At 36.1% G+C, this 23,616-nt stretch carries 18 protein-coding genes and 1 pseudogene; all 19 read right to left on the bottom strand.

Going from position 1 to position 23,616, the window contains the following annotated elements; all coding sequences use genetic code 11:
* Positions 1–396 precede the first annotated feature (396 nt).
* Positions 397–2,124 carry an SLC13 family permease gene (locus tag ALFOR1_RS02380; protein WP_104641941.1) on the bottom strand — a complete coding sequence of 576 codons (1,728 nt, stop codon included), beginning with the start codon at positions 2,122–2,124 and terminating at the stop codon, positions 397–399.
* A 64-nt stretch (positions 2,125–2,188) separates the two neighbouring features.
* Positions 2,189–3,601 carry a sulfate adenylyltransferase subunit CysN gene (gene cysN / locus ALFOR1_RS02375; RefSeq protein ID WP_104641940.1) on the bottom strand — a complete coding sequence of 471 codons (1,413 nt, stop codon included), beginning with the start codon at positions 3,599–3,601 and terminating at the stop codon, positions 2,189–2,191.
* A gap of 110 nt (positions 3,602–3,711) precedes the next feature.
* Positions 3,712–4,059 (bottom strand): four helix bundle protein, encoded by a 348-nt coding sequence (locus tag ALFOR1_RS02370; protein WP_104641939.1) that lies wholly within the window; start codon positions 4,057–4,059, stop codon positions 3,712–3,714.
* 98 nt (positions 4,060–4,157) lie between these two features.
* Entirely contained in the window at positions 4,158–5,066 is a 909-nt protein-coding gene (gene cysD, locus ALFOR1_RS02365) for a sulfate adenylyltransferase subunit CysD (protein WP_104643605.1), read from the bottom strand.
* Positions 5,067–5,949: 883 nt separating this feature from the next.
* Positions 5,950–6,762 carry a glycosyltransferase gene (locus ALFOR1_RS02360; protein WP_104641938.1) on the bottom strand — a complete coding sequence of 271 codons (813 nt, stop codon included), beginning with the start codon at positions 6,760–6,762 and terminating at the stop codon, positions 5,950–5,952.
* Between the two features lie 113 nt (positions 6,763–6,875).
* Positions 6,876–8,168 carry a TolB-like translocation protein gene (locus tag ALFOR1_RS02355; protein ID WP_104641937.1) on the bottom strand — a complete coding sequence of 431 codons (1,293 nt, stop codon included), beginning with the start codon at positions 8,166–8,168 and terminating at the stop codon, positions 6,876–6,878.
* 59 nt (positions 8,169–8,227) lie between these two features.
* Positions 8,228–9,265, bottom strand: coding sequence for an EpsG family protein (locus ALFOR1_RS20665; protein ID WP_104641936.1), 1,038 nt, complete (start codon positions 9,263–9,265; stop codon positions 8,228–8,230).
* The gene (locus ALFOR1_RS02345; protein ID WP_104641935.1) at positions 9,252–10,277 is read right to left on the bottom strand and encodes a hypothetical protein; all 1,026 of its coding nucleotides are present in this window, start codon (positions 10,275–10,277) and stop codon (positions 9,252–9,254) included. The genes ALFOR1_RS20665 and ALFOR1_RS02345 overlap by 14 nt, the downstream gene beginning before the upstream one ends.
* Positions 10,261–11,502 carry a glycosyltransferase family 4 protein gene (locus ALFOR1_RS02340; RefSeq protein ID WP_104641934.1) on the bottom strand — a complete coding sequence of 414 codons (1,242 nt, stop codon included), beginning with the start codon at positions 11,500–11,502 and terminating at the stop codon, positions 10,261–10,263. Before ALFOR1_RS02340 ends, ALFOR1_RS02345 begins: the two co-directional genes overlap by 17 nt.
* Before the next feature lie 96 nt (positions 11,503–11,598).
* Positions 11,599–12,774, bottom strand: coding sequence for an oligosaccharide flippase family protein (locus ALFOR1_RS02335; RefSeq protein WP_104641933.1), 1,176 nt, complete (start codon positions 12,772–12,774; stop codon positions 11,599–11,601).
* Positions 12,775–13,837: 1,063 nt separating this feature from the next.
* Positions 13,838–14,884: a pseudaminic acid synthase gene (gene pseI, locus ALFOR1_RS02330; protein WP_104641932.1), complete on the bottom strand. Its 1,047-nt coding sequence runs from the start codon at positions 14,882–14,884 to the stop codon at positions 13,838–13,840.
* A 1-nt stretch (position 14,885) separates the two neighbouring features.
* Positions 14,886–15,527 carry a formyltransferase family protein gene (locus ALFOR1_RS02325; protein ID WP_104641931.1) on the bottom strand — a complete coding sequence of 214 codons (642 nt, stop codon included), beginning with the start codon at positions 15,525–15,527 and terminating at the stop codon, positions 14,886–14,888.
* Complete coding sequence (pseG, locus tag ALFOR1_RS02320; RefSeq protein WP_104641930.1) at positions 15,521–16,588, bottom strand: UDP-2,4-diacetamido-2,4,6-trideoxy-beta-L-altropyranose hydrolase; 1,068 nt, start codon at positions 16,586–16,588, stop codon at positions 15,521–15,523. Before pseG ends, ALFOR1_RS02325 begins: the two co-directional genes overlap by 7 nt.
* The gene (gene pseF / locus ALFOR1_RS02315) at positions 16,585–17,268 is read right to left on the bottom strand and encodes a pseudaminic acid cytidylyltransferase (protein ID WP_104641929.1); all 684 of its coding nucleotides are present in this window, start codon (positions 17,266–17,268) and stop codon (positions 16,585–16,587) included. The genes pseG and pseF overlap by 4 nt, the downstream gene beginning before the upstream one ends.
* Positions 17,269–17,270: 2 nt before the next feature.
* Positions 17,271–18,431: a UDP-4-amino-4,6-dideoxy-N-acetyl-beta-L-altrosamine transaminase gene (gene pseC, locus ALFOR1_RS02310; protein WP_104641928.1), complete on the bottom strand. Its 1,161-nt coding sequence runs from the start codon at positions 18,429–18,431 to the stop codon at positions 17,271–17,273.
* A 4-nt stretch (positions 18,432–18,435) separates the two neighbouring features.
* Positions 18,436–19,456, bottom strand: a pseudogene (pseB, locus tag ALFOR1_RS02305) (UDP-N-acetylglucosamine 4,6-dehydratase (inverting)).
* Between the two features lie 147 nt (positions 19,457–19,603).
* Positions 19,604–20,590, bottom strand: coding sequence for a sugar transferase (locus tag ALFOR1_RS02300; RefSeq protein ID WP_104643604.1), 987 nt, complete (start codon positions 20,588–20,590; stop codon positions 19,604–19,606).
* A gap of 316 nt (positions 20,591–20,906) precedes the next feature.
* Positions 20,907–23,156, bottom strand: a complete 2,250-nt coding sequence (locus tag ALFOR1_RS02295) for a polysaccharide biosynthesis tyrosine autokinase (RefSeq protein WP_104643603.1) — start codon at positions 23,154–23,156, stop codon at positions 20,907–20,909.
* A gap of 15 nt (positions 23,157–23,171) precedes the next feature.
* On the bottom strand, positions 23,172–23,606 hold the full coding sequence (locus tag ALFOR1_RS02290) for a low molecular weight protein-tyrosine-phosphatase (RefSeq protein WP_104641927.1): 435 nt from the start codon (positions 23,604–23,606) through the stop codon (positions 23,172–23,174).
* Positions 23,607–23,616 lie beyond the last annotated feature (10 nt).

Below are 23,616 nucleotides of genomic sequence, written 5' to 3'. Positions count from 1 at the left end.
TACAACACCGCGCCAGCAAGCAAGACGCCTACAAGTAATTTTAACACCGCGCCGCTCTTAGCCCGTAGCCCGTAGCCCGTAGCCCGTTGCCCGTTGCCCAAAGCTATCTTGCTCGCGCAATAAGCGAAACTTACATTTTTACAACACCGCGCCAGCAAGCAAGACGCCTACAAGTAAATTTAACACCGCGCCGCTCTTAGCGTTTAGCTCGTTGCCCATCGCCCGTAGCCCGTAGCCCATCGCCCGTAGCCCGTTGCCCTTTGCCCGTAGCCCGTTGCCCTTTGCCCTTTGCTCGTTGCCCATCGCCCTTTGCCCGTTGCTCGTTGCTCGTCGCCCATCGCCCTTAGCCCGTAGCCCATCGCCCTTTGCCCACGACTTTTGACGCTAACCACATCCTTAAAAAGGAAAAAACACCGGTACAAATATCATCACAACAAGTGCATACACAACGCTAATTGGCAGGCCTATTTTTACAAAATCATTCAATCTGTAATTGCCTGCATTAAAAACCATTAAATTGGTTTGATACCCATAAGGGCTAATAAAGCTGCCGCTTGCTGCAAACGCTACCGCCATTACAAAAGGTAATACGTCAACACCAAACCCTAACGCAACCGTATAACCTATAGGGAACATTAATGCGGCAGCGGCGTTATTAGTTACAAACTCGGTCATTATCCATGTTATTAAGTACACCAATATAAGTGCGGTATAAACATATTGCGGCCCATTAAACTGACCTATAAAACCACCAATAAACTCAACTATTCCCGAGTTAACAAGTGCATTCGATAATAAAATAGCAGACGACACCACCAGCCATATATCAACAGGAAAACGCCTTACTATTTCGTTTGTAGTTAAACACCGTGTAAATAAAAGACTGCCCAGTAATAATACTAAGCCCTCTAGCAAGTCTAAAACTCCTACAGCCGCCAGTATAATGGTCGTTACAAACCCACCAACAGAAAGCCAAGCTTTCCAGCCATTAATTCTGCTTTCGGGCTCAACACCCGACAGTGTTAAAAAGTTTTTATTTATGTTTGTTCTCGACTTATAGTCACCGCCAACAGCTAACACTAAAAAGTCGCCAGAGCGAATCACTACATCGCCCAACTTACCCGACACTCGCTCACCGTCACGCCTTATTGCAACCACAGCAGCATCAAACAACGCCCTAAAGCCTGTTGTTTTTAAAGTACGACCAACAAGTAGGCTTTCTTGCCTTATTACAACCTCTGTAAGGTTACTGTTTATTGTGCCTGTTTTTTCAGCAAAAATTTCTAACCCTGAAAACTGTCCAAGCTGAAGTAATTTAGTTATATCACCACAAAAAATAAGTCTATCTGATGGGTGTATTATTTCAGAAGGTGAAACAGGGCTAATAAGCCTACCTTCGCGCACTATTTCAACTAAAAATAATGACTCTAAATGCCTAAGGCCATTAACTTCAACAGAGTAACCCACAAGCTGAGAATCTACAGATACCTTAGCGTCTATAAAGTAACCCTCTGAGGTTGCTTTATTTTGTTCAATACTTGGCAGCATACGGTTACAAAAAAACATAGCTACACCACAGCACAAAACTAAAATAGCGCCAACCGCCGTAAACGAAAAAAATGACAACGACTTACCCGACGCCTCAATATACATTGAGTTAACTATTAAATTGGTAGAGGTACCAATAAGCGTAAGCGTACCGCCTAAAATAGAGGCATACGACAAAGGCAATAGTAATTTGCTGGCAAAATGATGGGGGTTATTACGAATAGGAGAAAGCAGCGTAGCCACTACCGCTGTGTTGTTTAATATAGAAGAGAAAAACGTAGTTACACCAAATAGTCTAAACCATGTTGAATAGTAACTATCAACAATAGTTTTAGATGCAATAACTCTTAACAGGCGTGTTTTTTCAAGCGCTAACGAGCACAACATTAATAAAATAAGTGTTATAAGCCCAGGGTTAGCAATACTTGTTAATAACTGATTTTTAGTTACTAAATCACATGCAATTAAAGCGACAAGCGTTGCACCAAAAACAGCAACGGGGCGTTTTTGCAAAACGATCAATCCTAAAATCGTTAAAGCAAAAATACCCAATGTTATATATGCATCAAATAGCATAAGTTAAGTAACCATCCATAGTTAATAAAATACGGGCTAATATAAGCCCGTTATATAAAGTAATTTAACGTATTACTTTTGCATCCCAGTGCGGGTAATGCTTACGAACCAGTGCATTAAACTCAATTTCAAATGCAGAATGCTCACTTTTAGGTTTACTATTTTCACCATCCAATGGTTTACGTATCATGCCAGCACCCACAGTCACGTTTGTTAAACGGTCAATAATAATAAAGGCACCGGTATGCTTATTTATATCGTAAGCATCAAATTGCACAGGCGCTGTTAATGCAAATTGGCAATTTCCAATTTCGTTTAAGTTTAATTGCGACGCATCTTGTTGCTTTAACGTATTAACATCAACTTTGTAGTTAATTGCCTCAGCGTAACCATACACCGACTTACTACCTACTTTAATTTCGTATTCGCGATCTACGTTTAAGGCTTGTTCGGTCATCCATACAACGTCGGCTACAAAGCTATCAGCCGAATGTGGTTTTTGATGTGGGCGTACCAACATATCGCCACGGCTTACATCAATTTCATCTTCAAGGGTTAATGTAATAGCCATACCCGCAGATGCTTTTTCAAGGTCGCCATCAAACGTAACTATAGATTTAACTTTACTCTCTTTACCCGAAGGCAAAGACGCTACGGTATCGCCTACTCTAATACCACCGGCAGCTACGGTACCGCTAAAACCTCTAAAGTTTAAATTAGGGCGGTTAACATATTGTACCTGTAACCTAAACTCATCATTTTTAGCATGGTTTACTTGTACCGTATTTAATAGCTTCATTAGTGTAGAGCCCGGGTACCAGCTCATTGCTTCGCTTTCGTTTACAACGTTATCGCCACGTAATGCCGAAATTGGTACAAAGCGTACATCATCAAATTTAAGATCTTGTGCAAACTCACGGTAGTCTTTTTTAATGTTTTGATAAACCGATTGCTCGTAACCTACCGCATCCATTTTATTAATAGCTACCACAACGTTTTTAATACCTAATAAAGAACAAATAAAGCTATGGCGGCGCGTTTGCACCTGCACACCGTGACGAGCATCAATTAAAATAATAGCTAAATCACACGTAGAGGCACCCGTTGCCATATTACGTGTGTACTGCTCGTGCCCTGGTGTATCGGCAATAATAAATTTACGCTGATCAGTTGCAAAATAACGATACGCAACATCAATAGTAATACCCTGCTCACGCTCAGATTGCAGGCCATCTACTAAAAGCGCTAAGTCAAAATCGTTATCGGTGGTATTAAAACGTTTTGAATCTTTTTCAATTGCAGCCATCTGATCTTCAAAAATCATTTTACTATCGTAAAGCAAGCGGCCAATTAAAGTAGATTTACCATCATCAACACTGCCGCACGTTAAAATACGCAGCATATCTTTGTTTTCGTGTACTTTTAAATAAGCTTCAATATCTGTAGCTAGTAAGTTTGTTTGAGCTTGTTCAGTCATTTTAAGTCCTTTTTAAGCTGTAAGCGACGAGCGACGAGCTACGAGCTACGAGCTACGTACTACGTGCTACGTGCTACGTGCTTAAATTTATTTATGTTGCGAGCTTCGGGCTACGAGCAACTTTTAAGTGTTCTAATTAGGCTACCTAGCATTTTTCCAATTAATTCACATTCATTAATAATCAATAAGCTATCTTCTTTTGAAATATAAGCTAGTTCAGTTGCAATCATTAACTGTGTTTTTAATTCGCCTAAAGAGCCCTTTGCTATAACTAAAAAGCGAGCCTTTTCTTTGTCGGACTCTCTTTCAAAGCCTTCTGCAATATTGCTAGGAACAGAAACACTAGCTCTACACATTTGATCTTTTAGACCAAAGTCTTTTAGCTGCTCAAATGTTTTATAAATTTTTATACTTAGGCGAAAACTACGCTGCCAAACCTCTAAATTTTCGTATCTCATAAGTATCCTTATTGATTACTTTTAACTACTTACTTAGAGCTAATAGTTGCATCTATAAGCTCGTAGCTCATAGCTAGAGGCCCGAAGCGCTGTGCGCTTTAAAAATACCCTTCCATTTTTTTCTTTTCCATTGAGCCTGCTGAGTCGTTATCGATCACTCGGCCTTGGCGCTCAGAGGTAGTACAAAGCAGCATTTCTTGAATAATTTCAGGGAGAGTTTGAGCAACAGATTCAACGGCACCAGTTAGTGGGTAGCAGCCAAGTGTTCTAAAGCGAACCATTTTGTTTTGAGCTTGCTCGCCCTCACTCAGCTTCATGCGCTCGTCGTCAACCATAATAAGTGTGCCGCCACGTTCAACTACAGGGCGCTCTTTTGCAAAATACAGCGATGGAATTTCAATACCTTCTAGGTAAATGTATTGCCAAATATCTAACTCGGTCCAGTTACTAAGCGGGAACACACGAATGCTTTCGCCTTTATCTACCTTGCTGTTATACACATTCCATAGTTCTGGGCGTTGGTTTTTAGGGTCCCAACGGTGGTTTTTATCACGAAATGAATATACACGCTCTTTAGCACGAGACTTTTCTTCGTCGCGGCGAGCACCGCCAAATGCAGCGTCAAAGTTATTCATATCAAGCGCCTGCTTAAGACCTTGAGTTTTCATAACATCGGTATGTTTTGCACTGCCGTGTTCAAATGGGCTCATGCCCATAGCAATACCTTCAGGATTTTTATGAACAATTAAGTCAAAGCCATATTTTTCGGCCATTTGATCTCTAAACTGGATCATTTCTTTAAATTTCCAGTTAGTATCAACATGCATTAGCGGAAAAGGGATTTTGCCAGGGTAAAATGCTTTTCGTGCTAAATGTAATAAAACCGACGAATCTTTACCTACAGAGTAAAGCATTACAGGGTTATCAAACTCGGCAGCAACTTCTCGCATAATATGAATAGATTCGGCCTCAAGAGCCTTTAGGTGGGTTAGCTTTTCTTCATGCATAATAATGCCATATCCTAATTTGTTAAAATCCATTTTAGCCAAATATTCATTGACCTCACTAGCGTACTATACATTACTAAGTACTAATTTCTACGCCTTAGGCCATATTACACAAGTAAACCCTGTTTAATTATGTTTAGTAATGTTTATAAACAATAATTAAAGTGTTTAACCTTTTAAATTAGTAACTTATTACTTAAGTTAAAAAAGCTAGTTTTACGTTTTTATAAATAATTAACTACAAGCCCTACTCAGCTTAAAACTTAACCGCCTCAAAATAAAAACAAAAAAAGGCGCGACAAAAAGTCGCGCCTTAAAAAATAAAATAATCTGTATATACATTAAAACTTTTCACGCCCACGTAGGCGTTAAGTTTGCTCACGCAATAAGCGAAGCTTACATTTTTATAACGCCAAAGAGCCCGTAATCCGTAGCTCGTAACCCGTATAGCCCGTATAGCCCGTAGCCCGCAGCCCGCAGCCCGCAGCCAAAAACTACCTTACTTACTCAACGTAGAATATTTTTTTTCTGGTAAATCTAATTTACGTCTAAAAAAGTTCATTACAGTGCAGTAATTAATGAGTACTAATAAATACGCGGTAAACAAAATTACAAAGCCGTAAAACATTAAAAACTCAGGTATTAAAAACACCTCGCCTATTACACCAATACCTGCAAAAAAAGCGGCGATAGAACATATTAAAATAAGGGTTTGTGTAGGCGAGCAACCTAACCGTTGGCAGATATGATGCAAATGCTCACGGTCTGGAGTTGCTTACCTTTAACATGTATGGAGACATTTATCAATATCGTACTTATTTCCCCCTAAAAGATCATTATCAATAGTTTATTTATCCTACTATTAATTAAGAGTATTTGGTCTCTATCTGAAATTCCGGTAAAGAAATGATTTTACAAAAATTGGTGAAAGTCTAAGCACCGCTTTTGAAAGGATATTAGTTAAATATTGTTTATTATTAACATGCCCTATAAGTTTCTGATATTTGAATAATTTAAGTTCGTTTTTATAATATTTAAAACCTCTACGCTTAAATAAATCTGAATCAGTTCTCATCCATAGCAGGTCACAGCGTAAATTAGCCATTTTGTAGCCTTTTGTTAACATCAAAGACCATAACGCCCAATCCTGAGAGTTCATAAGGTTAGGATACCCACCGGCTTGAATCACATCATTTTTTCGAAAGGCAGTAGCGGGGTGGCTTATTGGATTCCTATATTTTGACATCAAAAAAATATCATCATGTTTAGTAGGAACAACGCGCCTTCCAAGTATATTTTTCATACCTGAACAGTACTCAACTATTTGACCACTCAGAACTGAAATATCAGGATTAGCATTAAGAAAATCAATTTGCAATTTAAACCTTTCCGGTAAACTAATATCATCGGTATCCATCCTAGCCACTATTTCATAACGACAATATTTTAGGCCTTGATTCAGTGCGCTTGCTAAGCCGATATTTTCTTTAAGCTCTACAATTGTAAATTCACAAATAGTTGATAAAGAGAAATCCTCAATAACCAACTCAAGACTATCATCTAGAGGACCATCTTTAACTAAAACAATTTGTTTCGGCTTTAATATTTGTTCATTAAATATACTTTCCAATGATTTTTTTAATTGTTCTGGTTTTTCTTTATAAAAAACGCTGAGTAAAACAGAAAAGTTAGCCACTATATGAGTCTCAAATTAAAAGTAAAATATTAAAAAATTAGTCTTTCGAAAAATAAAAAATACAGGTCGTAATATTGATAAACCTATAATTTCGGTTAGTTAGAACCGATAGCTTAGGACTCATATTTAGTAAGCTCTCTAGAAATATCAAGATAACAAAGTCTTCTAGAGCCAGAGTAAACAGTATCAAAAAATATTAAATTTCCACATGATGAAAAGCGAGGGTGTAAATCACACCTTGTTTCGCCTGAAAAATCAGAGCTGTGATAAAACTCGCCTAATTTAGTATACGAATTTACTCCTTTAAAAGTAAGTAATAGCAACTGCATTCTGGATTTATTTGGGTAAGTGTCTGTTATTATCATTTTATTAGAAACAGAAGGATGGCCATCACCAAAGGGACTAAAAACTCCATCATTCAACTCTACAAAAGTAAGAGTATTAATATCAATTTTCCAATAGGCATCCTTTCCTTCCTTAGATCTCAAGTATGCGAGTATGTTATCAGAGTCATACCAATAACAATGACTTACCATTCCAAAATTTGAAATAAGTCTAATTGATTTACCTCTAGAATCAGATAAGAATAAACGGTCAACTCTTTTTCCATTAGCATTAAAGTATCTATGCATAAAGATAAACTGGGAGCCGTCAGGTGAGATCATAACATGGTTAATCTTATGCTTATAATCTTGATAGTCACCTAAAAAATCCATACTGCAAATATCTTTAATGGTTAAGAGTAATTCAGATTTGTTACTCTCCAAATCTAACTTCCAAATCCCATCGTTATCCTCCAAGTTTGTTTCTTTACTTGAAGAATGGCGAAAATATCCGTAATCAGGTCTTAATACTGCTAGAGTCTTATAAGAAATGGACAAAATATAGTCACTTTTAAATGAATCTTGGACAGGATGACTAAGTTCTTTGACAATCCGCCCAGCGGAAAGAGAATATATATATGAGTGATAGTCATCAGCTGAACTACAATAGTCATTAAATATAAAGTGATCAGAGTCAAGCCAATGCGCTCGGCTTCCTTGTTGCCAATTAAAAGCTTTAACATTTATTTTTTCTGGCAATATATACTCTTTATTCTCAAGCGAATATACATCCAAAAATATTTCCTCCACTTCCTTAGGTTTAAGTTTTGTTGATTCCTTTGTACTATAAACAAGAACTAAACCAAGACCATTATCAGGTGTTTTATCGTAGTAGCCAAAAAAAGTTTCTGCTCCCTCACTATTTATTATAGAAACAGGGTCAACTGTTTTAACATTATATTTTTTCTTATTAATATAAAACTGAATATTAGAATAGAACTTCTTTATTTTTTGTTTAATAAAAGGAGATGTAGATAACATCCTCGCTATTTTTTTTTCTAGAAAATTGTAATTTGAAGACATTTACCCACCTAGTTTGTAAGAATAAATAAAATTGTAGTTATATACTTTTTTTAACATTATTAAAGGAGAAGGTAATTCTTATAGGGAAATCCTCCATGATACCCTCCCTCTATGTAAATAAGATATTGAAAATAGATAAAGAACCAAAAAACATAAAAAACCTTATATTTATATCCTGTAGAATTTCTGGATAAAGCAATTGCATATAATAATGGTGATAAGTAAAGATAATAATTTGATAATCTACTTAGTAAATGAAAATCAAAAAAAACTATTTTCGAACACAAGCCAATGAAACATAACAAAATTAGGTGGTCTAAATCTCGAGAGTTACGCTCTTGTACACACAACAACATAAATGGAACAGCCCAAACAACAATTGTTAAACCAGAAGACCTATGAACCTCAAATAGATAATCTTTACCTGCATAAATTGAAGACACGAAAACCGGCAAAATAGAGAACAGACTATCTTGTATAGTTCTAAAAAAACCTAAAAAATATAGTAAAATTAATACAAAAAGTATATAAATATAAAAATTCTTTTTAATTATACTACCTTTAAAAAAATATGATAAAAATAAAACTAAAGAGTAATAATGAAACATGAAAGCAACAATCATGCAAAGGCAAAATTTAAGAAGACTTCGACTTTCAATATACCTATAAGCAAAGATAAAAATTGATAATGCTGTAGCCTGACGTATTTGGTCATTAAAGAAAAGCACCATAGTGCATACAAAGTAAAAGTATACAATCCATACTACCGATGAATATTTATGACATGCAATTATATATATGGAGAATGAAAGTGTGGTCAAGAATGCAATTGCATACACTGAACCATTAGGACCAGAAAAAAAAGAAAAGAACAGTTGAAATAAGGGTTCATTCCGTAATTGAATACCATTCTGTATACTATTATGTAAACCTAAATAGCCTTCATAATCATTTCCAACATACCACCTAAAACCAAAAATAATAAAAAAAACAATTAGTAAGTATAAGATCACAACATACTTTGCTACATTAGATTGACTAACACCCAAAAAAGATATAGTGAGAAATAATATTAAGCTTACATTATATATTATCATCTATTACAGCCTTAATTTCCCTTTTATTTTTTACGTGTTCGAACCCCCAAATATATTCTGTTAATTTAGATTCTTTTATCTCTTCGTAATTAAAGCTGTCAGTATTGAATATATAATCAGAAATTATACTCGCTTTTATTTCTTCAAATGTAGACCAAGCAACATCATCTCTTTGACTGACTTCTCTAGTGTAAGCAGTTTGATCCTTTGCACATATTTCTATATTTTGTGGATAAATAGCCTGAGGTTTTTTCATGTAATGGACATAACCAACATGCGTTCCAACATCATTACTCAAAACAAAATCACTAAGTGATATAACCGTCTTTAATCTATCTAAAAAAAGTTTATCCATACGATGGCCAGCACAGAAAACTTTATAACCGCTCTCAATATATGGCTTATCGTAACCATTCTGGATATCAATATAAAATAGACAAACGACTACAGATTGAAAGCCACCTTTCTTTTTCGTATCTTCAATAACTTCAGTAAATTGAACAGTATCAATACTTATACTAACTGCTTTTGTTGAGTGGCTAGGAAAAACTAATAAAGTTTTTCCTAATTTTTTTTTCTGAACTTGGAAACTTGATTTATCATATAGTTCTTCAGCATAGGCTATATAGGGGCCAATTTTGTGGACATCTTTATTGGTTTTTGCTGATATTTGTTTTTCTCTATAATCGCTAAAAGTAATTATAGCGTTACCTATATGAATTGAGTCTTCTTTAACTAAACTACCGAGAAAAAGGCCGTGTTCAATATATAATAAAATTTCACGATTATTTTTTGAGAATCGTCTTAAACAAAAATTTATACCAAAATAATTATTATCAATAATTCGGTCTAAAGGACAAAAGCGATTATTCATTGCTAACTTTTTATAATCAAATAAATCAACTTCTGATGTATCTATATTTTTAAAACCCCTCAACATCACCTGAATTTTAAATAATAAAAAAGATAAAAGCTTTGAACGTTTTATAGTTTTTTTAACTTCTGCCATCATAGCTAAAAACTTCCTTAAATAGTCTACATTCATTATCGATCATTTTATCCACTGTAAAATTAGCCTCGAAGTAAGCCCTAGAGTTTAATTTCATTTTATTAAGATCATCTTCACTTAAAGATAAAAATCTTTGCAAACAGTCAGATCTATTTTCATCGTCGTATATAAAACCATTGAAGCCATCAATAACTAATTCACCAACTCCACCAACCTTAGTGGCTAAAATCGGTAGCCCTAGACTCATAGCTTCAATGATAGATAAAGGAAGTCCTTCATTTCGACTAAGTAGAATATAGGCATCAGCTTCTGCGACATAAGGATAAACATCGTCTTTTGCACCGTGAAAAAAAACTTGTTCATTTAAGCTTAGGTTCAATGATTGAGTCTTCAAATCCTCCCGAAAGCTGCCATCCCCGACAAAATGTAATTTAATCTTCCCCCTCATCTTAAAAGGCAATAGAGACAATAAATTCAAACACCTATCCTGCCCTTTTCTGTGACAAAGAGTACCAACACATACAATATTAACACTATCATTATCATAGTTTGTAGTAGATTCTTTATCAGTAAAGTCTGGTATTCCGTTATAAATAACTTTCAACTTATTATTAACAGCATCTCCTTTAATAAATTCAAGCCTACTTTTTGCAGAATTGGAAAGCAAAATGATAGCGTCACACCTTGCAATAATAGAGTTTTCTATTAAATCCAAATATCTTTTAAATATGGATAATTTAGGGTATGACTCAAGTAGCATGGACCATAAATTGCCATCATTATGATAGATAAAAATAAATTTTGATTTTGAATTTTCTTTACTATGAAGCTTCATTAAGAAATATGCTGTAAAACAATCATGGACAACTGCTATATTATGAGTTTTCAGTAATGTCTTATCCCGCTTCATTTTATACGCTAATTTAAATGCTGGAAAAATCATTTTTTTTAACACAGTAATTAAAGAAAAGAGTAAACTTGATTTTGATTTATATGATACAAAACTTTTTACTTTCCTCTTAAAATCGGAAAACTTTGAACCTACAGCAATTGAAGGCGCCTCACTTCCTCTCACATGAGTATCATTGTAATATGAATCTAGAGTAATAATTTTCAAATCAACATTATGCTCAAGGTACTTACTGGTCCTATCATAGGCATTTCTAATTATATTACTTGGCCCTACTGTATTATTAATCCAATTTCCATTAATCGAGAAAACAACCATTATACTTATACCCTAATTTAGTTTACCTTAAAGCTTCTTATTTCTAATTTCTTTCGATATATATATATAAATGAAAGAATAATAGCTGCAGAAAATTCACCGACAGCCCCCCCCCCAGATCAGACTCCCCCCTGTTAACTCCTTGAAAAAAAACAAAAAACCCATATAAAAAATATAAACACCCGCAGCTATAAACTGGCTAATCATAAAAAACTTACCCAACCCTAGCGGAATGAAAAAACCAACACCGAGTAAACTATTTACTGTAATTGGTAAAATAGAACAACACATAGCTATAGTTAAGTAAGTCCAATTGTAATCCAAATTCTTGAAGAAAATAGGACCCATAAGGTTTAAAAAAACAACTAATAATAGGAGTAGTAAAAAATTAAACAACAGCATTATTATCAAACTTTTTTCAACAATGAGATTATCTTTTTCTCGAGCAAATGTTGCATAAGCTGACTGTAAATATATTGTAACTGGAATCCTTAATACATTTAAACATTTCTCAACCAAGTCATATATAGCTAAAAATTCTGAGGAACATATACTACCGACGATAACTTTATGTAGCACTAAGTAGAGTTGACTTAATTTAGATAGGAAAACATATGAGGACTCTTTGATAAATTCAATTAAATAAGTAAGATTTGGTATTTTTTTTAAGTTAATATCGGCTATTACAAATCTAGATAAATAAATACCAGTGATTAGTGTAGACACTAATGCGCATAAAGGAACTATGTATAAGTGCTCAAACACCTCTATAAAAAACCAAACGCTACATAACTGGAATATTTTCCCTAAGACGTTTGAAATCACTAGAGCATAATATTTGTTTTTATGTTGAAAATACCAAGTTGGATGTAGAATGTCGTAAAAACATACCCATGAGCTCAGAAAAACAAGAAGTAAATTGAGTTGCTCATCAACAAATGGAGTTATACATAAAAAGAGTAACAATATCATACATAGTATACAGACTTTAAATGTGTACATTGTGATAATTACTTTTGATGGTTCATCACCATCAGCTAACCTTTTTACTGCTATAGCATCCGCACCAAAATTCACAAATACTAATGCATATGTCATTATGGCCTGAGCAAAAACTATCTCACCATATCCTTCTAAACCAAATTTGCTAGTTATTATAGGTATGAGTACTAATGGAAGCAAAAGTTGTAGGACTTTCACTAGGCTAAAGCTAATCATTGCTTTTTTAATTTTTTTCCACACAACTAATAATTCTCTTATTTGTTTAGGCATTAGAGCCTTACATATGATTTTTAATGATCAGCTTTATCTTTCATTACCATATAAGCATATATAATTGTTCTTTACCCGCAACAGGCAATAGCTTGGCTGACTTGCAAGGCTAAACTATGCTCTATGTAATTTCAGCCTAGAAAGAATGAACAAAATGTTTAAACCCAATCAACAAAAGCTACAAATAACATACTATATCTACCAACAACATCTCATGACTGGCTTAACTAAAGATTTCGGCAATGAATTAGTTTATATACAGGTAATGATATAACAATTTTTGATTGGCTGACTATCATATGGTGACTCAGTATTACTTCCACCATAATTATCCAGTGCTGTTATTACGTGATGATCACTTTTTCTACTCGAAAACACCGCCTTAAGTACCTAAAAAACGATTTAAAATTGTGACTTTACGAACTAGTCAGATCTGAGGTTATTTTTTATATTACCCATTGATTTTATCTGAGTATTTAGCATAATCACTTCATGTTTAGCTGCTTTGTAATTAATAATGAATATTTTTTAAAACAGTAAATATCCAAAATCTATTTTTAAAGTTAATTTATTAAGTAAAAAATAGGATTATCTCTAAATTTCACGATTTAAACAGTCATAATGTCACCTTTTGCTGCAGTGATTAGGCAATAAACTGAACGCTCTCGGTACAAAAATCACGTTCGGTAAGAGAAGAAGCTAACATTTTTAACTTATAGAACTTAATCTTTTACCTCCGTAAGAATATTTATGATCGTGCCGTAATTACGATAAAGCAGACAAATATGTTCTTATTCCAGCTCACTATATCTGAAGGTCAACGATTTTTATTTTTGTATAAGTTAACGATATCACCATGCTGAACATAACAAAGTTTGAGCTCGCGGGATACAATCACAGTAGCTTATAAGACACATCACTTTTATCCAATAAGAAGTAACACTGGCTTAATTAGATATCTAATATGTCTTATGAAATTACCTGATGAAACTTTAATAAAAAACAAACACTCTAAGTTTAATTTTCAAATTAGGAGCTTTGATGCTTCAGAAACCGCATTTAATTAAATATAATCACGCGATAATGGAGTACCTCGGCTTAGATCAATTTTTACTCTTTTCCCTATAACTTCACCTAAATACTTAGGGGCTAAGCCATAACCGGGTCGAATACTTTTTACATTTTCATGTGTAATCATCTCACCGTTAGCAATATCTTTTACTACATACAATGAGCGTCTAAATATCATATTTCCTTTTTCACTTTCTTTACGCTCATAATTGACTTTACCCGTTGCAGCCCATGCAACTTTACTATCAAGACATAATTGTTTTAATTCAGGCTCTTCTAGTGAAAAACTATCATCTGGTCCGCCATCACCTCTATTAAGCGTAACGTGTTTTTCTATTAAACAAGCACCTAATGCAACTGAAGTAACCGCTGTTGTATTATCTATTGTATGGTCTGATAACCCTGTTAATACATCAAAACGTTCAGCCATATCCGGTATTGTTGCCAGATTATAATCTTCTGACGGGGCTGGGTAGCCACTTACACAATGCAAAACAATAAGCTCTTTACATCCAGCATTTCTTGCTGTTTCAACTGCTTCACGAATTTCTTCTTCGTTAGCCATGCCCGTCGATATAATCATTGGTTTACCTGTTTTAGCAACGTATTCTATTAATGGTAAGTCAATAGCTTCAAATGATGCTATTTTATAAGCAGGAGCGCCAAGTTCTTCTAATAAATCAACAGCAGTTGAATCAAAAGGGGAGCTAAAAATAGTGATATCCAGCTCTTTTGCCTTTATAAACAGTGACTTGTGCCATTCCCACGGCATATGCGCCTCTGTATATAAATCATACAGAGTTCTGCCATCCCATAGCCCACCATTAATTTTAAAATCAGATTTATCGGAGTCTATTGTTAGCGTATCTTGTGTATAGGTTTGTAATTTAATTGCATCTGCACCACATCGCTTTGCCATTTCTAATATTTCAAATGCACGATTTATATCACCGTTATGGTTAGCTGATAACTCAGCAATAATATAGGGAGGAAAGTCTGGTCCAATTTTTCTATCTTCAATTGTAATAAATTTATTCATTTTAGTACTTCTCTACTTTAATTTTATACTTACAGCCATTTCTATAGAAATAAGCTGGAAATCGCTCAGGATCACATACTCTAAGCTGGTTAAATTGTTCTTCTAACGGTTTATTTATATCTATTTCGCTATCCGCGGGTGTTCTTTTTTGTAGGTAATTAGTAGTCTCTTGGTTTTGAGGCTGCGGAACAACAGTATTCACGTTTTCACATGCCCAACTAATTAATTTTAGTTCTGCAGCAAATAACTTTTGATTAATTTCGTTATAAAGCTCATTACCATCCAAGGGAATTCTTAGCTTTTTCCATATAGCTCCCGTATCCACTTTGTCTTCAGCCTCAAGTAGCGACAAGGTTAACTCGTTAGCGCCATTCACAATAGCCCAAATATGTGGGCTCCACCCTCTGTCCTTCGGTAGATCGCTCGCATGAAGCACCAGAGTATGCTCAAAAAAATCGCGATGGTGCTTTTTGACTATTTCGCTGCATGAAATTAAAAAAAGCAGCGTACCGTTTCTTTTAATATCATTTACTGATGTCAGTATTTCTATATCGTAATGCTGCTGATTAACCTCTTCCCACAGCTTCAACGCTTTAAAAACTGGATGTTTTGTATCTGAGCAAAGTAGAGTCACTTTTAGCATTGTTCCATAAACCTTTTTAATTGCTTTAATGCTCTATCGCAGCCCAAGCCATCACACAATGCAAAGTTGTGTGCTCGATAGCTTTGCCATTGCGATAGTATTTCTTCTAACGAGACGACAAGGTCACTTTTTATATTTTCAAGCTCAACAACTTTTACCGCATTAGCAGATTCTAATTGCAGTGCAATAGTTTGCTGGTTATCGGCGATAGGTACTATTATTGATGGTATACCTAAACACGCTCGTTCCCATGAGGTTGACCCTGGAGCCCCTACCATAACACTATACTTAGCCATAAACTCTGGCATATTATCCACAAAGTCGACGTGATTTACCCAATCGCTATTTGCGTTAACAAAGGCTTTTACTTCCTCATAATTTGGTGAGCGCATACTAAGCAGAACCGTAGTTGGAATTTTTTTCACCAAATGTTGCAGTGCAACTAATACACTTAGTGAAGCATTCGGTAGGTCAATCCCCCCCATGCTTATTAAAATAGTATATTTTTCAGACGGTGCATTATGAAGCAAAGTCTCCCGTGAGCACCTAAAGCCTGGTTTTAATAAGGCATAATCGGTACCGGTAAGTGCTAAGCAATCACGAAACTTTGTATACTCTAACGCATCTCGATTCAATGTTTGGTCAAGCAAAATATCTGCATCATGCTCCCTTACTAGGTCATCTATAACCATTAAAGTACAGGATAAATGCTGCTTAACTTGATTATGCCATTTTATATTAACCCCATAATGGTCAACAATTATTAGATCCGCATTTGCCACTTTATTTATGAAGTCCTGAGAGTCTTCTATTTCACTGACTTGAAGCCATGCAGCATAATCAGCCGAGCTTGTAGGTGTTTGCCAATAGCTAGGTTGCATTAAGTTTATTACCGAAAAACCCTTGCTTAAGATAAAATCATTTAAGTCTGCGACTTGAGCCCGCGTAGCAAATAAAACGCTATATCCATCATCCCTAAGAGCCTCAGCTAAAACTAAGCAACGCATTACATGCCCACTACCAATATGTTGGGATGCGTCAACCCTGAATACAACTCTCATTGAAGCGCCTTATAGAGTGCCTCTGCTAGCTCCCAATCTTCATTTGTATCAATATCCTGAACGCGTTTGCGTGGTAGCAAAACAGCTTTCGATTGATGTGAAAAAAAGGGCTTGCGTTGTAAAAAGGCACTTTTGGTACCCCAGTAGAATTGCCCAGCGTCATGATATGCCTCTTCGAGATCTTGCGAGCGTGTATTTAAATGTTCTGGCTGGAACATTTCAACACGTTGCTCATCATTAAGCTTTAAAGCTCTTTGAATTGGAAAAGGAAAACTTGTTGCACCAAAGGCGTAATCTATCTCCGCAGATGTTAGTTCACCCAACCCTTTTTGAATGAATTCAGGAATTAAAAATGGTGCTGTTGCATAAATGCAACACACGTTTTTAACGGCCCAGCCTTGTGATTCCGTAAATTCAATAGCATGCTTAATTACATCGAGCGTCGTTGCATAGTCGTCTGAAATATCTGCTGGTCGCATAAAGGGCACTTCAGCCCCATGCTTTATAGCAACCTCGGCTATTTTAGCATCATCTGTAGAGACGATTATTTTATCAAAACACTGACTATTTACTGCAGCTTGTATTGAATAAGCAATCATTGGCTTACCATGAAACTCTTTAATATTTTTTCGAGGTATACGTTTGCTGCCACCGCGTGCCGGGATAATTGCTATATTCATGATTAGGCGTCTAATATTAGAGTTAGTTTACTGATAACTTCGTCCTGCTGTTCATGGGTCATACTATGAAACATCGGTAATGAAATAGCATTGCTGTAATAACTTTCTGCATTTGGAAAGTCACCATGTTTAAAACCCATTCTTTGGTAATAAGGCTGTAGGTGTACAGGAATATAATGCAGGTTAACACCAATACCGTTTTCTCTTAGCTCGTCAAACACTGCTTTATGTGTTTTAGTAATTTCATTTAGGTTTAAACGAATAACGTATAAATGTAGGCCTGAATATGTATTAGCTAATTGATAAGGTAGAGTTATAGGAAGCTCAGCTAACTTTTCATTATAGCGTATTGCTAACTGATGTCGTGCAGATACAAACTCACTTAAGCGACTCATTTGTGTAACACCGAGTGCAGCTTGAAGCTCTGTCATACGGTAGTTAAAGCCCAAATCAATTTGCTCGTAATACCAACCACCATGTGAAGCATTTTCCATTAATGCTTCGTCACGCGTTATACCATGACTACGATAAAGCGCCATTTTATCGGCAAGCGCCTTACTATTTGTTAAAGCAGCTCCACCTTCAGCCGTGGTAACAATTTTTACCGGATGGAAACTGAACACGGTGATGTCACTGTATACACATGAGCCAATTGGTTGCTTTAAATAGCGCCCACCAATTGCATGTGACGCATCTTCAATTATTTTAAAACCATACTGTATAGATAACGCATGGATGGCTTTCATATCACATGGCTGACCGCATAAATGTACAGCAACTACAACTTTAGGTAATACACCTTCTTTTTTAGCGTGAACTAATTTTTGCTCCAATGCTTTTGGGCAAAGGTTGTAAGTAGCGGGGTCTATATCAACAAAGTCTACCGAGGCTCCGCAATATAAACCACAATTAGCTGAAGCCACAAACGTGATAGGAGTCGTCCATAAAATATCACCTTGTCCCAACTCAAGCGCCAAGCAAGCAATATGCAAAGCTGAGGTTGCACTATTAACGGCAAGTGCGTGATCCGCACCTGTTGCTTTTATAAGTGCATTTTCAAAAGCTGGTACTTGTGGCCCCTGCGTCAAAAAGCTTGACTTTAAAACGCTTACAACAGAATCAATGTCTGCTTGAGTTATATCTTGCTTTCCATACGGTATCATTTAACTAGCCTTGCACTTCAAATGATGGGTCAACATGCTCAATAATAAGCTCGCGCAACCCTTCGACTGTTTCCCATTCGGTATTTGTGCCTGAGTTATATTTAAAGCCAAACGGTACTTTTTCGGCTTTGTGATGTGCAATGTACTCACCTTCAGCATATGTATATGATACTGAAGGCAAAATCGCGTAGTAAGGCCCCAAATCAATTGTATTTAAAGAGTCTGTATCTGTAATCATTTCTTCGTGTAGCTTTTCACCTGGGCGAATACCCACATCTCGTGTTTCACAATCAGGAGCCACCGCTTCTGCAATGTCTAAAATTTTATATGATGGAATTTTAGGAATAAATATCTCACCACCTAAATGATTACCTAATGCAAACATCACTAAGTTAACTCCATCTTGAAGCGAGATATTAAAACGAGTCATTTCATTGTGCGTTATTGGTAAAATACCTTCTTTTCGTTTTTCTAAAAAGAAAGGGATAACAGAGCCACGAGAACCCATTACATTACCATAACGAACAACACTAAATTTAATATCTTTAGAGCCGCGAATATTGTTAGCAGCAGCAAATAATTTATCTGAAGCGAGTTTAGTCGCGCCGTATAAGTTAATTGGTGCGCATGCTTTATCTGTCGATAAGGCAACAACATCTTGTACACCACACGCTAATGCAGCATGAATAACGTTTTCAGCACCATCTATGTTTGTACGAATACATTCTGTTGGATTGTATTCAGCGGTATCAACCTGCTTAATAGCTGCTGCGTGAATAATTACATCAACACCTTCACACGCTTGCGTTAAACGCTCTTTATCACGCACGTCACCAATAAAAAAACGTAATTGCGGGTAATCGTATGCTGGGTATTTTTGTTTTATTACAGACTGCTTTAATTCATCACGCGAATAGATGATTATTTTTTTTGACATCTGGATAGCGCGCCAAAATAGTTTCTATAAATTTTTTACCAAATGACCCTGTACCACCAGTGATCAGAACCGTTTTTTTATTTAACATAACTTTGCCTTTAAATACAATAGTACCTAGGTATAGCTTACTTAGTACTATTAATTAACATGATTTAGTGAACATATGAATTTTGAATTAAGTAAAAACATTTGCCGCTATTAAAGTTTTTACAGAATCGATTATAGTTATTTTTCTTTATCTCCCCATCCCAAATAAAACTGTTTTAACTGTTAATAACAATATTTTTATATCTAGTAAAGATGAGTGATGTTTGATGTAGTGTATATCGTATTTGTGCTTCCAAACAGCATCCTCAACCGAAGCACCATAAGGATAACTTACTTGCGCTAGCCCTGTTACTCCGGGCTTTACTGCATGACGAAAACGATAGTAAGGAATTTCTTGCTCTAAATCCTTTATAAAAACTTCGCGCTCAGGCCTTGGACCTACAATTGACATTGTCCCTTGTATAACATTTATAAGTTGAGGAATTTCGTCTATACGCGTCTTACGTATAAATCTGCCAACTTTTGTTACACGCGCATCATTTTTCTCTGCGTCATTTCGCATAGATCTAAATTTATAAACTTTGAACTCTTTATTATACTGACCCGTACGTTTTTGTTTAAACAACACTGCCCCGGGGCTTTCAAGCCTGATAAGTAAAGCTGCAAGTGCTGAAAAAGGCAAGGTAATAATCAAAAGGCAAATCGCACTTATTATATCAATAATTCTTTTTGTAATTTGTGTTCGTTTATTTGATAAAATTGAAAAGGCTTTTTGATGTAGAAAGTAACTACTATGTAATAAGCGTACTTCTGTATACTTGAGTCTTTCATCTAGGTAGCTTACTAAAGGTTCCACCCAAGCACCACCCTCTGTTACTTTTACTAAAAAATTTCGTTGTTCTTTTGTTAAGTGTTCGCTTTGATAGTGACACACTACTTTATTAGTAAAATCGTTAATAGAGTAGTCATTCATAATGATATCAAATGAATATTCTGCAAGAATATTACCTATTTCTTCAGCGTCCTGAAGAGGGCAAAATACATAAATTATATTTTGCTTAAGCGCCTCTGATTTAGACTTAAAACTATTAGTAATAAAAATAGGCTCTAATTCATCAGGTTTATTAACAGGGGTGTGATTTTCACTTCCTGCCATTTTCACTTCGAGGCTCATTACCTTACCACCCATTTGCATGTATTATTCAATGTAAAAATTGCAGCTATCATGTGTTTCTCGCTTTATTACCACGTTTTCAGTCTATTTAATTCTCTCAAAGCGGTAAATGTGACACAGTCACAAGAGCTTTTTATAAACTAAAAATCCATACTAGATTAAGTCAGAAAAGATAGAGGTCAGTAAAAACAAGAAGCACCTCAAGTCTTTAGTAAGCCACTGAGACACTTTCTTTCTAAATTGAGACAGTCGAATTAGATAATCTCATTGTAAAACCTTGTTTTTATACTTCTATTAAAAGGTACTCAATAGACCCCTATTTATCGCTTTTGTATTCATAGTTGTAATAACCATAATACCCATAAGCATTGCTAGCCTTTTTAACTACGCCGTTGAATACTAACCCTTTTACATCTATTCCATTTTGTTCAAAACGATTGCGTGTGAGCTCTATTTCGCGTAGATGGTTTTGCCCGAAACGTGCCACAAGTAGTGTAGTGCCGGTATGTGCGCTTACAATTGCTGGGTCGGTTACTGCTAATATGGATGGGGTATCTATAATTATTATGTCGAAAGCGGTGCTTACTTCTTCAACCAACTTACTAAAGTTACTATGCATTAATAGCTCTGAAGGGTTTGGTGGTATTTGCCCACGGGTAATTACGCTTAGGCCATCTACCTTTGTAGGTTTAACAACTTGCTCTAGGTTTAAACGGCCTGATAGGTAATCACTTAAGCCATCGTCCCACTTTAAGCCAAACTGTGTTTGTAAGTAGCCTTTACGCATATCGGCATCAATAATAAGTACTTTTTTACCGCTTTGGGCAAGTACAGAGGCTAAATTAACCGATATAAACGATTTACCCACACTTGGGCTTGGGCCCGATATAGCAATAATATTGTTTTTAGCTTCCATCATCGCAAAGTGTAAACTTGTACGCAAGCTACGTAGTGCCTCTACCGCTAAATCGGCTGGGTTATCGAGTGCTAGTATACTTTTAGGTTTATTAACTTTATTTTTGCGTGCGCGCTCGGCAAAGCCTGTTAGCTTATCTTGGTAGTCTGAGTGCGGTACGCTTGCATACACAGGTATGCCTAGCGCCTCAATTTCGGCTGGGTCTTCAACGCCTTTATGTATTGCTTTTTGTATTAGTACAATTGCAACTGCTAGCATACCGCCAAGCATTGTAACCATTATTACTATTAATGCTTTTTTAGGTTTAACAGGCTTGCTGGTGTTTACCTCGGCGTAATCAATAATACGTACGTTACCTACAGTACCTGCACGCACAATATCAAGCTCTTGTGTTTTACTAAGTAGCAATGTGTAAATTTGGTTACTTACCTCAACATCACGCTTTAAACGCAGTAGCTCTTGTTGAGTTTCTGGTAGGTTACCTACCTCACCTACTAGATCTTGCTTTTGTTTTTCTACCGCTTGAATTTGCTCAACCATACCTTGGTATGTTGGGTGGTCTTTTTTAAATTTACGGCCAAGTTCTAAACGTTTTAAGTTTAGCTCTTGCAGCTTTGTTTCAAGCTTTACTACTTGTTCTAACACGCCTTGCGTCTCGAGCGTAATGTTTATTGACTGGCGTTTAATTTGGTAATCGTTAAAACGTTGCTCTGCGTATTCAAGTTGTTTTTTAATCTCTGGTAATTGTACTTCTAAAAACTCTAATGACTTTTGCGCCTCTGCGCTATTACGCTCTACATTACGGCGTACATAAATAGCGGCTACTTTATCAAGCACCTTTTCGGCATAGCTAGGTTTTGTACTTTGTAAGCTTAAGTTAATTATGCCTGAATCTTTACCTTTTTCGCTTGCGCCAATGTCTGCTTGTAAATCTAAAATAGTATTAAGGCGATCTTTGCGGGTCAATAAAAACTCAGTACCAGGTCGTGCATTTAACGTACGTACTGTTAAATTAAATTTACCATTTGTAAGCTCTTCGCCTACTTTGCCTGTTAACACTTGCTCGCCATCGGCATTAATTAACGCCAGGCTATTATTTGCTTTTGCTACTAGCGTAAACGCCTCATTAATAGCTGAGCGTGGTACATCAAACCTAAATACATTTATGCTCTCGCCGCCCCATGCATAACTATTGGCACCAAAGCTTGGCTCGGCTAAGTCGCCTTCACTCATTAGGGTAAATTTACGATAAGCACGGCTACCAATAAATGGGAACAATTTAGGATCTGCTATTACATCAAGCTTTAGTGTGTCTACTGCCTCACCTATTATACTGCGCGATTTAAGTAGTTCTATTTCGGTAACTGCGGCCGATGTACTTTCGAACATGCCTGCCATATCGTCAAACCCGGGGACTGATGCACTGCCGTCTTCAACTTGTATCATGGCGGTAGCTTGGTATACAGGCGTACTTAATACAGCATAAACCACACCTATCAACATAAACAGTGCAGTTATACCGGCTATAAAATATTTGCGATCGAGCAATGCACCTAATAGCGCCATTAAATCGATTTCTTGCGTGGGCTGTGCGTTGTTATTACTTTTATTATTAGCGTTACTAGCGCTGTTATTCGGCTGGGTATTCATTAAATTAGCCATTCCTTATAAATACTTTTGCCAAGCGCTACAGGCGCTGTCGATTAATGTATATACGTGTTCAAACGCCTCGGTGCTTTGGCGGTAGGGGCCGGGTATTTCAGCGTTGTTAATCCACTTACCTAGTAAAAATGTTTTACCACGTGCCTCTGGGTAGCGGGCATGTACGTCGGTTAAATGGCGCTCTTCCATTACTAAAATAACACTATTTTGCGCCACTAGGCTTGACGATAACTGTCTGCCTTGGTGGGCATCCATATTTACGCCATGTGCGAGTGCTATTTGCTTAGCGGTAGCATCGGCAGGTTTACCCTCAAGTGCGGTTAACCCTGCTGACGATACTTTTATATTTTTGCCTTCAAGCTTTTGCTTTAAAACATACTCACCGGTTGGGCTACGGCATATATTACCAGCGCACACCACTAAAACTGAATCAAACATATTTAAAACC

The organism is Pseudoalteromonas carrageenovora IAM 12662 (genome assembly GCF_900239935.1).
Taxonomy (GTDB): domain Bacteria; phylum Pseudomonadota; class Gammaproteobacteria; order Enterobacterales; family Alteromonadaceae; genus Pseudoalteromonas; species Pseudoalteromonas carrageenovora.
The sequence above is the reverse complement of the archived record's forward strand: the minus strand, read 5'-3'. Positions and strand labels throughout refer to the sequence as shown.

Excerpts from the sequence above, each read along its gene's own strand:
- ALFOR1_RS02355 (WP_104641937.1), bottom strand. The coding sequence starts at position 8,168 with ATGTCTTCAAATTACAATTTTCTAGAAAAAAAAATAGCGAGGATGTTA.
- ALFOR1_RS02380 (WP_104641941.1), bottom strand. The coding sequence starts at position 2,124 with ATGCTATTTGATGCATATATAACATTGGGTATTTTTGCTTTAACGATT.
- ALFOR1_RS02325 (WP_104641931.1), bottom strand. The coding sequence starts at position 15,527 with ATGCTAAAAGTGACTCTACTTTGCTCAGATACAAAACATCCAGTTTTT.
- ALFOR1_RS02340 (WP_104641934.1), bottom strand. The coding sequence starts at position 11,502 with ATGGTTGTTTTCTCGATTAATGGAAATTGGATTAATAATACAGTAGGG.
- ALFOR1_RS02290 (WP_104641927.1), bottom strand. The coding sequence starts at position 23,606 with ATGTTTGATTCAGTTTTAGTGGTGTGCGCTGGTAATATATGCCGTAGC.
- pseF (WP_104641929.1), bottom strand. The coding sequence starts at position 17,268 with ATGAATATAGCAATTATCCCGGCACGCGGTGGCAGCAAACGTATACCT.
- pseI (WP_104641932.1), bottom strand. The coding sequence starts at position 14,884 with ATGAATAAATTTATTACAATTGAAGATAGAAAAATTGGACCAGACTTT.
- cysN (WP_104641940.1), bottom strand. The coding sequence starts at position 3,601 with ATGACTGAACAAGCTCAAACAAACTTACTAGCTACAGATATTGAAGCT.
- ALFOR1_RS02345 (WP_104641935.1), bottom strand. The coding sequence starts at position 10,277 with ATGATGGCAGAAGTTAAAAAAACTATAAAACGTTCAAAGCTTTTATCT.
- ALFOR1_RS20665 (WP_104641936.1), bottom strand. The coding sequence starts at position 9,265 with ATGATAATATATAATGTAAGCTTAATATTATTTCTCACTATATCTTTT.
- pseG (WP_104641930.1), bottom strand. The coding sequence starts at position 16,588 with ATGAGAGTTGTATTCAGGGTTGACGCATCCCAACATATTGGTAGTGGG.
- ALFOR1_RS02300 (WP_104643604.1), bottom strand. The coding sequence starts at position 20,590 with ATGAGCCTCGAAGTGAAAATGGCAGGAAGTGAAAATCACACCCCTGTT.
- ALFOR1_RS02370 (WP_104641939.1), bottom strand. The coding sequence starts at position 4,059 with ATGAGATACGAAAATTTAGAGGTTTGGCAGCGTAGTTTTCGCCTAAGT.
- ALFOR1_RS02335 (WP_104641933.1), bottom strand. The coding sequence starts at position 12,774 with ATGCCTAAACAAATAAGAGAATTATTAGTTGTGTGGAAAAAAATTAAA.
- ALFOR1_RS02295 (WP_104643603.1), bottom strand. The coding sequence starts at position 23,156 with ATGAATACCCAGCCGAATAACAGCGCTAGTAACGCTAATAATAAAAGT.
- cysD (WP_104643605.1), bottom strand. The coding sequence starts at position 5,066 with ATGCATGAAGAAAAGCTAACCCACCTAAAGGCTCTTGAGGCCGAATCT.
- pseC (WP_104641928.1), bottom strand. The coding sequence starts at position 18,431 with ATGATACCGTATGGAAAGCAAGATATAACTCAAGCAGACATTGATTCT.